The sequence below is a fragment of the Dactylosporangium sp. CA-092794 genome (assembly GCF_050948465.1).
Lineage (GTDB): Bacteria > Actinomycetota > Actinomycetes > Mycobacteriales > Micromonosporaceae > Dactylosporangium.
Window position 1 is genome coordinate 10427289 of sequence record NZ_CP192044.1, and the last position, 12848, is coordinate 10440136.

Consider the following 12848-nt stretch of genomic DNA (forward strand, 5'->3'; position numbering starts at 1 on the left):
TGGCTCCCTCGGCCGCACGCGCGGCGATTGACGTGGTCGGCGCTGTTCCGGTGCTGGTGGTGCTGTTGCCCGCCGCGCTACTGCCCGGCGCGGCCGGTCGTGTCGCGGCGCTGGTGTCCGGCTCGGGCGACGCCGGCGGCCGGCTGGCCGTGGTCCGCACCCGCCTGGCCGGGGCGGCCTTCTTCCCTGCCGGCGCGGTTACCTCCGGCTCCGCGGAACCCCCCTTGGCCCGCGTGCTTGTTCGGGCTTGCCGAGCGGGGGGTTTCTGTGCTGTTGTCACAGTGGTCACTCCCGTCACATCGGCGGCCTTGTTTTGCCCGGCACCGCTCGCTGACCGGCCTTTCGGCCCGGCACCAGCCCGCTCGGCCATGGCGCTCCCCCAGATGCAAAATGGGCGCGCGACCTGCGTCGCGCACTCCAGTGGCTGGCAAGAATACGGAATGTACACGCGTCCGACAAACGCGCCACACGCATTCGCACCAATTGGATCAGGTTATTGGCGCCGATCCTCGCCATGTTCGGCAAACCAGCGGGCGAGTCTTCCGCGTCGGCTCACCGCCCGCAGCCGCCGCTCCGCGATGTCGCGCACCTGCTCGGTGGTGACGATCAGGAGGCTGTCGCGGGTTTTCAGGCGGGTCTCGGGCGCCGGCACGAACGCCCCGCCGTCGCGCAGCACCAGCGTCACGACCGCACCGACAGGCAACCGTAACTCGTCCACGTGCACGCCGTTGAGCTTCGAGCCCGCGGGCACCTCGACCTGCAGCAGATCCGCCCCCATGCGCTCCAGCGGGGCCGCCTCGACCTGCAGGTCGGTCGGCTCGGCGGGCGCGGTGACTCCAAGCCGGCGGGCCGCCGGGGGCAGCGAGACGCCCTGGGCCGCGGTGTAGATGACGACCAGCACGAACACGACGTTGAACAGGTTCTGGGCGCCGGGCACGCCGGCCGAGAGCGGGATGGTGGCGAGCACGACCGGCACCGCGCCGCGCAGCCCGGCCCAGGACAGGAAAGCCTGGTCGCGCCAGCCGAAGCCGGTGCTGCTCCAGGCGAACGGCGCCAGGCTGAGCAGCACCGACAGCGGGCGGGCCAGCAGCACGAGCACCAGGCCGACCACGAGCGCGGGGATCACCGCGCCGCCCATCTCGCTCGGCGAGGCGAGCAATCCCAGCAGCACGAACAGGCCGATCTGGGCGAGCCAGGCCAGCCCGTCGGCGAAGCCGAGCATGGCCCGGCGGTGCGGCAGGCGGGCGTTGCCGAGCACCACGCCGGTCACGTACACGGCGAGGAACCCCGAGGCGTGCGCCACCGCCCCGGCCGCGTAGGCGAACACGGTCAGCCCGATCGCCGCCAGGGGATAGAGCCCGGCCGAGGGCAGCGCCGCCCGGCGCAGCGCCCAGGCCCCGCCGAAGCCCGCCACCAGGCCGATCGCCGCGCCGACGACCAGCTCGTACACCACCCACCCGAGCTGGACGAACCAGGGCCCCTCGGCGCTGACCGACGTCGCCGACAGCAGCACGACCAGGATCACCACGGGCGCGTCGTTGATGCCGGACTCGGCCTCCAGCAGGGCCGCGAGTCTTGGCCGCACGGGTACCCGGCGCAGGGTGGAGAAGACCGCCGCCGCGTCGGTGGAGGACAGCACCGCCCCGAAGAGCAGCGCCTGCTGCCAGCCCACGCCGAGCGCCAGGTGCACGACCACGCCGACCACCGCGACGCTGACCGCCACGCCGAGCGTGGAGAGCACCAGGGCCGGGCCGAGCACGGGCCGCAGCGTCGACCAGCGCGCGGTCAGCCCGCCCTCGGCGATGATCACGACCAGCGCGCAGATGCCCAGCGTGCGGGTCAGCTCGGCGTCGGCGAACTGGATGCCCAGGCCGGCCTCGCCGATGGCCAGGCCGAGCAGCAGGTACACCAGCAGGCTGGGCAGCCCCAGGCGCACGGACAGCCGGACCGCGCCGACGCACACGAGCAGAACCGCCGCGCCGAGCAGCAGCGCGACGTTGAGCTGATGGCTCAACGGCGGCCCGCCAGCAGCTGCGCGACCCGCTCCGGCAGGCCCTCGGGAGGGTTGTCGAGCTCGACCAGCTTGTCACGGCTCGCGGCGCCGGCCTTGAGCCGCAGCGCCGACGGGCGCACTCCGATCGCGCCGGCGAGCGCCTTGAGGGCGGCCTCGGTGGCCTGCCCGTCGACCGGCCGCGCGCCGACCGCGACGATCACCGCGGGACCATACGGCCCGGGGTGACTCCCGCCGACCGCCGGGCGCGACGCACCGGGCCGGACGCGGATCGGGATCGTGGCCACGCTTCATTGTGCCGGTCCGGCGAACCGGAGACCATCCTCCGCTCGGCCATCCCTCGGACTTCGGGCCTATTTTTGGACTCCGGTCCGTAGCAAGCCGAGTTGTACACACACGGTCTAGGTTGTTTTCGCACAGTCTGAAACGCCATGACCAGGCAGGACACTGCGACTGCAAGGGTGCGAGTACATCCGTTGTGTCAGGTCCTGGCCATACGGTCGACTGGTCCCGGACGCTGCCGGTCGATACGGTTTGCCGGTGCCGGGCGGCTCCCCCGTGGCTGCCCGGCACCCATAGTCGCGTCAGATCGGACCGGCGGGCGGGCGTGCCTCCTGACATGCAAGTCGGGTCGTACGCACACAGCTTCGTTATTTGCGACCGTCTGATCTAGCGGGTCTACCGGGGGGCAGCGGGCACCGGCAAGCCAGATCTGAGTTAGTGACACACGTTTCCGGGCTGCGCGGTGCTTCGACACTGCCCGCACGGGCCGCTCTCGATGGGACGCTGCCCGAGCGGGCGCATCGCCTCACAGCCTTTAGTTCGCCATACGGCATATACTTTCGGCGATCGCTCCAGCAGCCTCGGGCGTTCCTCCCGGCTCGGACCGGGAAAATGCTCGGCAAACGCTTTAGCCTCGGAGGTTCCCGTCGATGAGTATTCCTCCACCGCGTCCGCCTTTGCGGGACACGCCTTATTCCGCATATCCATGTCAAGATTGTGGCATGCAAGGCTACTGGCTAAAGACCCTCGGCGCGAAGTCGGAGCATCACATGCGGCGCGGAGAGTACGTCCAGGAATGGACGCCGTGCGCCAGATGCGAAGGAACGGGATACGACCAATATCCAGGCAAGCCAGTGCCCTCCAAATGGAATGGCTGGAGAACGTGGGCAGTGCTCGGCCTTGTGTCGGCAATTGTGATCATATGTTGTGGCATATGTACTTTTGTTGAATTCGCGACTCAGCTCTCAGGCCCGCCGTAGCGATGGATGCACATTCGTCTACCTCGTCGGGGCTGGCCGTGCGATTGAGCTGAGTGGTCGATACCGTGTGTGCGTCGCCGGGTGACTCGGCCCCCTCGGTCGCTCGGCTTATTGATCGGTCATGCCGGACCGCCGGACCTCGATGTGCCCTGATCGTTCGCGGCCTGTCGGCGTGCTGGGCGCGGTGTCCCGCCCGCGCGGCTTACGGCTCCGGCGCGCCAGCGCCGGAGCCGGTTCCAGCGCGGAGCGGCCTCCCGCGCCCCAGAAACCCGCAGGTATGCCCGCTACGTGAGCGGAGTCTCCCCGTATGCCGTCGGCCATCCTCGCCTCAAGCGGGGCGGCGCCGGGTGTGCCAGGCTCGCCGTCAGGCGACCGCGTAGCGGCTTGGCCTGGCGCGCCCGGTGCCGTTCTGCTCGGCTCGGACAGCCGGCGGCATGCGGAGAGCGCAGCGACCCCCCCCGGAGCCAGAGGTCCCGCCAGAGGCAAGAGCGCGACTACACGCGAATGGTGAGGCCGCGGGAGCAACGGTCAGAAGCACGACGGGCATCGCGGTAGCTCAAAGCTTCAACAGCAGCCCGACGCTACGCCGAACCCGACTGGCTATGCGCCGTGCGACGCGCGGCGCCTTGATCTAAGAACAGGCTAATTCGGCAACACGACGGCCTATGAAGAGTGCTGATCGGCGACGGGTATCGCTCGCCACGAAGTCAGGTCCAAAATCAGCGAATCATAGGTGGGTGCATCATCGAACGGCCGAAGTTGCCCCACCATCTCCCATCCCCAGGAGAAATACGCGGTGCGGGCTGGCGTGTTGTTAGGCAGAACGAGAAGCGTTGCTCGAAGCTCCGCCCTGCCGCTAAGCAACGCGTCATGGAGGATGCGGGCGTATCCCTTGCGACGATGTTCGGCAAGCACCATAATTTCGTTGAGGGCAAACGTTCGGCGTCCATCTTCCTCCAGAAATTCGGAAGGGACGCCCGCCTCTAGACCACGCCACCAGCCAGAGCCCTTTGGCAAAGTGTAGCCAAGTGTATAACCAATAAGCCTGCCGTTTACTCGACCAAGAACAAGCGAAAAACCGTCGCGGGATGCGTATGCTTCGAGGCGTTCCCAATAGCGTTCGACCGAGAAGAACGGGTCAGACAAGCTGTCCTGATAGACCTTGCTGTACACGTCGAGCAAGTCTTCTCGCTGCTGGCGCATTCCTTGCTGGTTCAGGTGCTCGGTGGTAAGCAAGGGCGTTTCAGTCATTGTGTCGGCTCCGTCATGCGCTGCGAGTGGCGGAAAGGGCATATTGGTGTAGGAATTCGTCGACACCATCGATCCCTCGATGACTAGACAGTCGTTGGGCGATCTGGTCCAACTCGGCGCTGACTCGCCAGCTCGCCACTTGGCCGCGAAGGTCGTCAAGTGCACTGGCGGCGGCCTCGGCTGCGCCGTCGATGGTGCTGTTGTCCAGCCGAGCTTGAGCAAGCCTGACGCTATAGAGAGCCCGATTGCGGGCATAAGCGTCAGAGTGTCCTTGTATCGCTCGCATCAGCAAAGGCTCGGCCCGGCGTGGATCATTTAGATTGAGAGCGCAGGTCCCCTCGACGCCGTCGAGTTCGATGGGTGAAAGGAAGGAGTACCACTCCGTAGTTGGTTTGTCGGCGTCGCCGTCGATTATATGCCGCGCTTGTTTGATGGCGGCATTTGATCCATTCTTGTCGTTGGATGCAGAAAGTGCCATCGCAATTCTGAGCTGCGGAACGGCTGCGAGCCGAGTTGGTGCGTTCGGCGCAGAGGCGGCCCGTGCTGCCGCGTTTGCGAACCGCAAACCTTCCCGGGGCTTGCCGAGGATGTTGCTCTGAAATGCGAGGTTCGCGAAAGCATGTGCCTCAACGTCGGGATCTGTGGCTTGGTGGGCGACCGAGAGTGCCTCGTTGTAGCAGATGCGGGCGTCATCATGTTGGCCGGCATCGAACGCCAACCATCCAGCGCACAGATGCAACCGTCCAATGGCGCTCAGCAGAGACCGCTCGATTTCATCTGTGTACGAGCCCTGCTCCAACATCAGGTGTGCATCAGCCGCCATCGCGCGTGCCGCAAGCCACAGGGTGTCGCCGCCGTGCTGGTAGTCGAGCGCGTACAAACGTGCGGCTCCCTGCTGGAGCTCCTGGATCTGGGCTCTGCCAACCCGACCAACAGTCCGACGTCGCGGGCCCAGTGCGGCAACACCAGCTGCGGCAACGCCCCAGGCCACGAGAGTTCGTCGGTCCACAGTGTCCGACGCTACTGTGAGGTTGGGCTGGAAGGTAGCGCTGCCGACTGGGTCCGCGTCGCCGGTGCCGGTGACCGATGGAGTGCTGGCGTGCACGCGGTTGGCGAGTCCGAGGCGATTGCGGGCGTGGTCTGGCATGTGGAGGCCGTCAGCGATGCGGATGAAGACTTCGAGCGCTTTCACCCATGGCGCCTTGGGGTTGGTGCTCATGATGGCGTTGACGCTGCTTTGGGGCATGGCGACGGCGATGCTGATGCGGGTTTGGCTGGCTCCGCCGTGTTTGCTGACGAGTCGGAAGAGGGCGCCCATGTCGCGCTCGTGGAGGGCGGCGTGTACGTCGGCGCGGTTCCAGAACTCGGCGGGTAGGCGGATGGGTTCCAGTACATCGTTGCGCATGGCTGCGTCCCCGGGGGCAATTGGCGCAATGGTTGTGTGCAGCCTACCTGGTTGCTTGCATATGTGGGCAAGCTGTAAGTCGTCGGAATGAGCGTATCGGCGCGGTGGGACCGGTCAATGTCCGGGGTTCAGTCGCATTTGGCGTAGCCGGTGGTGGTGCCGTCGTCGTGGAGGGTGCCGCACCAGGGCGGCATGGTGATGGTGACGAGGCGCCAGCCGTCGCGGTCGTGGTGGGCGGTAGCGGTCCAGGGTAGGGATTGGCTGGTGTAGCCGAGGGCTCCGCCAATCTGGGGTTGGGCGAAGTCGAATTCGGCGCGCCAGTATTGGGTGACGGTGGCGTCGTCGCCGTGGATGGTGACGGCGTCTTGGGGGTTCGGGTCGTCGCCGAGGGCGAGTTTGGCGGCCAGGTCGGGGTGGGCGTGGTTGGTGGCGTCGATGGCGCCGAGGTAGTCGGCGCGCTGCTGGAGCAGTTCGGTGCGGTGGTTGCGGACGATGAGGGGTTCGGCCTGGCCGCGTTTGGCGTCGGCGGGTGGCTGCATGGTGTACATGAATTTGAGCAGGGCTTCTTGGGGTGCGTTGCTGCCGTGGCCGGCCGCGATGGTGTCGCGGATGAGCGGCACGGCGATGACGGCGACGGGCACGGCGAGGCAGCAGGCCACGGCGGTGGCGATGATGGCGATGATCCATGGCCAGCGGCGGCGGCGTTTGGTGGGTTTGGGCAAGACGACGTCCGGGCCGCGAAGGACGTCCCCCGTGAGAACGCGGTCCATACATCGAGGGTAGCCACTGGCCTGTCGGGTTGCCGTCTACGGTGGTCGATTTGCTCGGTTCCGACCGGGTGCGTCACGTTATCGAGTGACGCGGAACACGGGCGACCGCCATGCGAGTACAGGCTGGTCAGGTGGCCTATCGGTCCGGCTTATAGGCGGCACGGGTTAATACGGGCCGTGTCCTCTGTCACGGTCTCTGTATGACTGCACGGGGTGATGTCGGGCCTGGCCGGTGGCAGCGGTGCGGGTGTCGCCGGTCTGGCCGGGCGTGGTCGGAGGGACGCGGTTGACGGTGACGGTCGTCGTATTCCGGCGCCCGGAGCGCTGCCGTGGCTGTGATGATCGGGGCTGGCGAGTGGCGTCTTCGGTCCGGGTGGTGCCGGTGGAGGACGTGGCGCGGCTGGTCCGACAGGTGTGCCCGGATTGTCTGGGCCGGACCGGGGCCCGCGCGGCTTAGGTCCGGGCTGGGTGACGGGCTGGCCGTTTGTAGGGCTCCCTGCTGCTGCGTGCTGACGGTGCCAGTGGCGGCAGGTGATGGGACGTGCCGTACGGCGCGGGGTACGGCGGTGCGGACTGTTCGGGTTCGCGTCGTGCGGCACGTCCCTTTCCACGCGTGTGTGCTGTCGCGCTGCGCGTGTGGCCGGCTGTTCGGCGGCTGGTGATGGAGAGATGCGGCGACATTTCGTATGCCTGGGGAGGCAGCGGTGAAGCTCACGTGGCACAGGCACGGTGGCGCGGCCCGGCCCGGCAAGTTCGTGCTGTCGTCGGCGTGGGATGGCGGGTTCGCGGTGCGTCGGGACTGGCCGGACGGTACGCACGACTTCTTCGGGTTGAGCCGGGACCTGGAGCGGGTGCTGCGGCGTAAGGCGCGTGATGAGCGGTTGTGGCGGCGGGGTCCGATCCGTCCGGTCAGCTGGATGGTGGTGTACGTGGACCGGGTCACGTTCGAGGAGCATCCGCCGTGGTGCCGGAAGCTGTGGTGCGTCGGCGGCTTGGTCGTGCTGGCTGGTCAGGATTTGCAGTGGTGACGCGGGGTGCGGGCCGTCCCGCTGGCGCGGCGCACCCTGCGGCGACGACGGGGCGCGCTGGATCGGCGGCCGGGAGCGGACCGGAGTTGGGGCAGCAGCCGGGTCATCCGCTGCGGCGGGCGCGGCTCGGGCCGTCGGGCCCGTCGGGACCGGAACCGGCGACATCCGGTGCGTGGTTCGCCGACGCGATCAACAGCCGCATGTTCACGCGCCCGGAGCGGGTGACGACGGATGATTCGGGCCGACTCGAAGAGGGTCGGATCCGTTGGGCGCACGGCAACGACCGTGCCGGGCTGGGCGCGGTGCGGCGGCGTGCGGGGACGGGAACGCTGTGATGGTCCCGCCGATCAAAGCCGGTGACCTGCTGAGCCTGCGAGAGCCGGATTACCGCTACGGCGCGGGCGAGCTGACGCTGCGCGTGACCGTACCGCCGGTCGAGTCGCCGGATCCAGAGTGGATGACGCTCACGGGGGTCGAGATCCTCTGGAACGGCGATCGCGGTCGTGAGCGCCAGGTGGCGGTGCGGACCAGCGCGCTGCATGACCCACGGATGCGGACTACGTCATGACCGAACCGCTGGCGCTGCGCATGCCGTTGACGGACAGCTATTACCTCATCGCGCACGACTTCCAGGTGGGCCGGCATCGGCTGGACGGGCGGGTGCTGGGGATCGGTCTTGCCGCCGGGTTGCTCGGTGAGCTGGTCCTGGCCGGGGCCATCGATGTGCACGACCGGACCGTGTATGTGGCGCGCCGCGACCCGCCGCGTGATCCGCTGCTGCGCGAGTTGACGGCGTTGCTGGTGTCGCAGCCGCAGCACCGGGACCTGCCGACGTGGCTGGCCTATTTCGCGGTGACGGCGCAGCCGTGGGTGGTCGAGCGGCTGCGGCGGGACCGTCGGTTGCGGCCGGTCGATCGTCGCGGCTGGGTGCGCTGGCGTCGCGTGTTCGTGCCGGCCGACCCGAACGAGGCGGCGTGGCAGGCGGTCCGGCTGGAACGGCTGCTCAACACGGCCACGCCGATGCGGCATGCCGATGTGTTCCTGGCCGGGATCGTGGCGGCGACCGGGCTACTGCCGCACGTGCTGTGGGACCCGAAGACCAACACGGCCGGGTTGACCTACCTGCCGTGGGCGGTCGATCGCCTGGATGCGTCACTGCTGGCCATCGTCACGCACGCCGACGCCGCAGTCGGCCGGGCGGCGCTCGCACCCAGGTAACACCCGCTGCATGCCGATGTTCTGGCATCCAACCATTCCAAGACATCCACCTCTCTCGATATAGGAGGTTCGTTGTGGCCCATTCGTCAGCGGGTGCGCAGTTCGACATCGTGTCGCAGACGCTCGCGCGTAACCGGCTCGGCGTGTTCGCCGTGGTCTTCTTCGTCCTGGCCGCCGCCGCACCCATGACCGTCGTGGCCGGCGGGGCAACGACCGGCTGGGCGGTGACCGGGGTGCTCGGCATCCCGATCTCGTACCTGGCGGTCGCCGTAGTCCTCGCGGTCTTCTCGGTCGGCTACACGGCGATGAGCCGCAGGATTGTCAACGCGGGCGCGTTCTACAGCTACATCACCCGCGGGCTCGGCCGCATCCCGGGAGTGGCGGCGGCGTTCGTGGCGCTGCTGAGCTACAACAGCATGCAAATCGGGCTGTTCGGGGGTTTCGGGCCGGTGCTGGCGGGGCTGGTCAGTGACCGGCTGGGGTTCGACGCGCCGTGGTGGTTGTACGCGTTCGTCGCCTGGGCGGTGATCGGCGTGCTCGGGGTGCTGCGGGTCGACGTGAACGGCTGGGTCCTGGCGGTGCTGCTGGTCGCCGAGATCGCGATCGCCCTCGTCTACGCCGCCGTGGAGCTGGCGCACCCGGCCGGGCACCGGGTCACCTATGACTCCCTGGCCGTGTCCTGGTTGTGGAACAGCGACATCGGGGCTGGCCTGGCGGTCGCTGTGGCTGGTTTCGTCGGGTTCGAGGCGACGGCGGTGTACGCCGAGGAGACCAAGGACCCTCGGCGCACCGTGCCGCGCGCCACCTACCTGGCGCTGCTGGTGATCGGGCTGCTGTACGCGGGGAGTTCCTGGGCGATGTCGGTCGCGGCCGGGCCGGACACGATCGTGGCGCGGGCCAAGGCGGAGTCCACGGAGCTGATGTTCAACCTCGTCTCGCCGCACCTGCACCGGGTCTGGCTCGACATCGGCCACATCCTGTTCGTCACCAGCCTGTTCGCGGCACTGCTGGCCTTCCACAACACGGCCGCCCGCTACAGCTTCGCCCTCGGCCGGGAACGCGTGCTGCCCGCGTGGCTGGGGCGCACGGGCGCGAATAACGCGCCGAAGTGGGGCTCGATCAGCCAGACCGTCCTCGCCGGGGTGGCACTGGCCGTCTACGCGGCCACCGGCCTGGACCCGATCGTCTATCTGTTCTTCTGGCTAACCGTGCTCGGCGGTCTCGGGGTGCTGATCCTGATGTTCGCGACGTCGATTGCGGTCGTCGCGTTCTTCGCCCGCGAAGACCAGCAGGCCGGTACCAGCATCTGGAGTACGACGATCGCGCCGACCATCGCCTCGCTGGCGCTGGGCTCCATGCTGTGGCTGACGCTGGCCAAGTATGACGTGCTGCTCGGCGTCGCCGATCCCTCCTCCAGGGCGCCGGTGGTGCTGCCGTCGTTGTTCGGGGTCGCGGCGATCGCGGGCGCGGTGTGGGCGATCATCATCAAGACGACCCGCCCGGCCATCTACCGCAGCATCGGTCTGGGCGCGACGACCGCCACGGCGGCACCGCGCATCGCCGCCGAACTGAGCACGGATGGCGTGCGGTGACCCGCACCCGTATCCGCCAGGCCAGGCCGCTCGACCTCGACGACGTGACCGACACCCTCGCGACGGCGTTCCTCGGCGGCGACCTGGCCGGCTGGCTGATCCCCGACCGCAACACCCGCCAGACCGTGTATGCCGACTACTTCCGGATGTGGGCCGAACACTTCCTCCAGCACGGCCAGGTCGACGCCACCGACGACGCGGATGCGGTGGCCCTGTGGTGGCCGGCCGGTAACCACCTGGACCTGGACATCCCCGACTACGAGACCCGGCTTTCCAAGATCACCGGGGAAGCCTACGGCCGGTTCGTCGCGCTGGACATGGCCATGCACATGCACCACCCGCACGGCCAGCCGCATCACTACCTCGCGTTCGTGGCGGTGCAGCCCGACCGGCAGTGGCAGGGCCTGGGTTCGGCCCTGCTGCGCCACCGGCTGGAGCGTCTCGACGCCGAGGGCACGCCCGCCTACCTGGAAGCGACCGGCCCGCGCAGCAAGGCGCTGTACCACCGGCACGGCTTCCGGCTGCTGTACCCGGTCGACATCCCGGGCGGGCCGGAGCTGCTGCCGATGTGGCGGCCACCATCCGGCGCAGGGTGAGGGCCTGTGTGCTGGCCCGCCGCTAGGGCTGCGGCAGGCCCGTGCAGGGACACGGCCGATCCACCGAACGTTGATCAATTGAGGAGTACATCGTTGCCGAGGTTCAGGATCGTGTGTGAGGGCACAGCACCGCTGCTGATGCACAACGCACGGCTGGTCGATCCGCTGGACACCGTGGCCCAGCAGATCAAAGAGGTGTCGTCCAAGCGGGTCAAGACCGCCGACGACCACGCGGAGATGGCGCAACTGGAGTGGCTCGGCGGCATCTACTACCAGCCGGACGTGGGGCCGTTCCTGCCCGCCTCGAACCTGCAGAAGTCGCTGGTGGAGGGCGGCCGGCTCAGCCGGGACGGCAAGAAGGTCGAGCGTGGCGTGTTCATCGAGACGATCGTCATCCCGCTGGGCTACGACGGTCCGCGGGAGCTGGACCAGCTGTACGCGGCGAAACGGTTCGTGCACCGCTCCCCGGTGGGGGTCGGCAAAGCCCGGGTGATGCGGACCCGGCCGGTCTTTCCGCAGTGGACATTGGCGGCGATGGGGCAGTTCGACAGCGGCGTGATCGACATGTCGGGCCTGCGCAGGGCGGCGACGGTCGCGGGCGCGATGATCGGCATCGGCGACGGGCGGCCCATGTACGGACGGTTCACCGCGGTGCTGGAGGCGGCCCAATGACGGCCCCTGCGGCGCCGCCCGCCAGCGGCGAGATCGTGCCGCGCAGGCCCGGCCAGCCCATCGGCGCGCTGCCCCGCTGGCAGCAGCTGTACCAGGCGATGGCCGGTCTGGCTCCCGGCGCGCTGCTGCGGTACGAGGACATGGGTGAAGTACTGGGCCTGGACTTCCAGAACCTGCGCGGGAAACAGGCCATCCTCGCCGCCGCCCGCAAGGCCGCCGACCAGCTGCGCGAGCACGACCGCAAGGTGTTCATCATCGTGCGTGGCCACGGCTACCAGCTCGCCCAACCGGGGCAGGTCCTCGCCGCAGCCCACCGGCACCAGGCGCGGGCCGTGGGCGAGGTGCAGGCCGGCCACGCCAAGGTCGACACGATCGATCTCGGGCAGCTCGACGTGACCACGCGACGGCTGGTCGAGGCGACCGCGATGGGCTTCGCCCGGCAGGAAGCCATCATGCGGCAGTTCGACGTGCGCCAGCAACGACTGGAAACGGCGATGGCCGCCCTGACGGCCACCACCCACACGGTGGCGGAACAGGCCGCGCAGACCTCGAACCGGGTCGACGCCAACGAGGCCGAGATCGCCCAGCTCCGGCAGCGGCTCGCCGAACTGGAAACCACCCGCACCGGTCGGCAGCCACCCGCGCCGCCGTAGGCGACCGGGCCGCACACCGTACGCACACCCGCAGCGACGCCATCGCAGCCGCAGCGGCGGCGCAACACCGGCGGGCACACAAGCTTCGGCACCGGCACCCGGGTTCGTCACCGGGAGTTCCTGCCGGACTGCCGAGGGTCTCGACAAGCCGAACCGTGGCATGTCTTGGCAAGTCCTGGCTAGGCCCGGCTGGGCGAGGCGGGGCAGGGCTCCTCAGGGAAGCCCGGAGCGCGGGCACAGGTCACCCGACCAGGCCAGCGCTCCGGGCACTGGAGAGCGTTACGACCATCCCCCCGACCAAGTCCACGGCGGCCAGGCGCGCAGGCCGCAGACCCGAGCCGGCCGACCGCTCACAGCGGCCACGGCTCACCTCCCCCGGCTTGAGTTCGC

12 protein-coding genes are annotated in these 12848 nt (G+C 68.7%); 7 read left to right on the forward strand and 5 right to left on the reverse strand.

What is annotated here, in order from left to right; all coding sequences use genetic code 11:
* Positions 1 to 493: 493 nt before the first annotated feature.
* The 5 genes from ACQPXD_RS44920 to ACQPXD_RS44940 all read right to left on the reverse strand — a co-directional run bounded on the left by ACQPXD_RS44920 (position 494) and on the right by ACQPXD_RS44940 (position 6699).
* Positions 494 to 2014 carry a potassium/proton antiporter gene (locus ACQPXD_RS44920; RefSeq protein WP_432829322.1) on the reverse strand — a complete coding sequence of 507 codons (1521 nt, stop codon included), beginning with the start codon at positions 2012 to 2014 and terminating at the stop codon, positions 494 to 496.
* Positions 2011 to 2298 (reverse strand): DUF167 domain-containing protein, encoded by a 288-nt coding sequence (locus ACQPXD_RS44925; RefSeq protein WP_432829324.1) that lies wholly within the window; start codon positions 2296 to 2298, stop codon positions 2011 to 2013. The genes ACQPXD_RS44920 and ACQPXD_RS44925 overlap by 4 nt, the downstream gene beginning before the upstream one ends.
* A gap of 1638 nt (positions 2299 to 3936) precedes the next feature.
* A complete protein-coding gene (locus ACQPXD_RS44930; protein ID WP_432829326.1) occupies positions 3937 to 4524 on the reverse strand; it encodes an N-acetyltransferase family protein in 588 nt (195 codons plus the stop codon).
* Between the two features lie 13 nt (positions 4525 to 4537).
* On the reverse strand, positions 4538 to 5929 hold the full coding sequence (locus tag ACQPXD_RS44935; RefSeq protein WP_432829328.1) for a hypothetical protein: 1392 nt from the start codon (positions 5927 to 5929) through the stop codon (positions 4538 to 4540).
* 128 nt (positions 5930 to 6057) lie between these two features.
* Positions 6058 to 6699, reverse strand: a complete 642-nt coding sequence (locus ACQPXD_RS44940; RefSeq protein WP_432829330.1) for a hypothetical protein — start codon at positions 6697 to 6699, stop codon at positions 6058 to 6060.
* A 704-nt stretch (positions 6700 to 7403) separates the two neighbouring features.
* Here ACQPXD_RS44940 and ACQPXD_RS44945 point away from each other — a divergent pair.
* The 7 genes from ACQPXD_RS44945 (at position 7404) to ACQPXD_RS44975 (ending at position 12458) form a co-directional block, all read left to right on the forward strand.
* Positions 7404 to 7727 (forward strand): hypothetical protein, encoded by a 324-nt coding sequence (locus ACQPXD_RS44945; RefSeq protein ID WP_432829332.1) that lies wholly within the window; start codon positions 7404 to 7406, stop codon positions 7725 to 7727.
* A gap of 334 nt (positions 7728 to 8061) precedes the next feature.
* The gene (locus tag ACQPXD_RS44950; RefSeq protein ID WP_432829334.1) at positions 8062 to 8295 is read left to right on the forward strand and encodes a hypothetical protein; all 234 of its coding nucleotides are present in this window, start codon (positions 8062 to 8064) and stop codon (positions 8293 to 8295) included.
* Entirely contained in the window at positions 8292 to 8945 is a 654-nt protein-coding gene (locus ACQPXD_RS44955; protein ID WP_432829336.1) for a GOLPH3/VPS74 family protein, read from the forward strand. The genes ACQPXD_RS44950 and ACQPXD_RS44955 overlap by 4 nt, the downstream gene beginning before the upstream one ends.
* 185 nt (positions 8946 to 9130) lie before the next feature.
* The gene (locus tag ACQPXD_RS44960) at positions 9131 to 10537 is read left to right on the forward strand and encodes an APC family permease (RefSeq protein WP_432844190.1); all 1407 of its coding nucleotides are present in this window, start codon (positions 9131 to 9133) and stop codon (positions 10535 to 10537) included.
* A complete protein-coding gene (locus ACQPXD_RS44965; protein ID WP_432829338.1) occupies positions 10534 to 11133 on the forward strand; it encodes a GNAT family N-acetyltransferase in 600 nt (199 codons plus the stop codon). Before ACQPXD_RS44960 ends, ACQPXD_RS44965 begins: the two co-directional genes overlap by 4 nt.
* A gap of 111 nt (positions 11134 to 11244) precedes the next feature.
* Positions 11245 to 11805 carry a hypothetical protein gene (locus ACQPXD_RS44970; protein ID WP_432829340.1) on the forward strand — a complete coding sequence of 187 codons (561 nt, stop codon included), beginning with the start codon at positions 11245 to 11247 and terminating at the stop codon, positions 11803 to 11805.
* Complete coding sequence (locus tag ACQPXD_RS44975) at positions 11802 to 12458, forward strand: hypothetical protein (protein WP_432829342.1); 657 nt, start codon at positions 11802 to 11804, stop codon at positions 12456 to 12458. Before ACQPXD_RS44970 ends, ACQPXD_RS44975 begins: the two co-directional genes overlap by 4 nt.
* Positions 12459 to 12848 lie beyond the last annotated feature (390 nt).

Excerpts from the sequence above, each read along its gene's own strand:
- ACQPXD_RS44940 (WP_432829330.1), bottom strand. The coding sequence starts at position 6,699 with ATGGACCGCGTTCTCACGGGGGACGTCCTTCGCGGCCCGGACGTCGTC.
- ACQPXD_RS44975 (WP_432829342.1), top strand. The coding sequence starts at position 11,802 with ATGACGGCCCCTGCGGCGCCGCCCGCCAGCGGCGAGATCGTGCCGCGC.
- ACQPXD_RS44930 (WP_432829326.1), bottom strand. The coding sequence starts at position 4,524 with ATGACTGAAACGCCCTTGCTTACCACCGAGCACCTGAACCAGCAAGGA.
- ACQPXD_RS44960 (WP_432844190.1), top strand. The coding sequence starts at position 9,131 with ATGACCGTCGTGGCCGGCGGGGCAACGACCGGCTGGGCGGTGACCGGG.
- ACQPXD_RS44950 (WP_432829334.1), top strand. The coding sequence starts at position 8,062 with ATGGTCCCGCCGATCAAAGCCGGTGACCTGCTGAGCCTGCGAGAGCCG.
- ACQPXD_RS44955 (WP_432829336.1), top strand. The coding sequence starts at position 8,292 with ATGACCGAACCGCTGGCGCTGCGCATGCCGTTGACGGACAGCTATTAC.
- ACQPXD_RS44935 (WP_432829328.1), bottom strand. The coding sequence starts at position 5,929 with ATGCGCAACGATGTACTGGAACCCATCCGCCTACCCGCCGAGTTCTGG.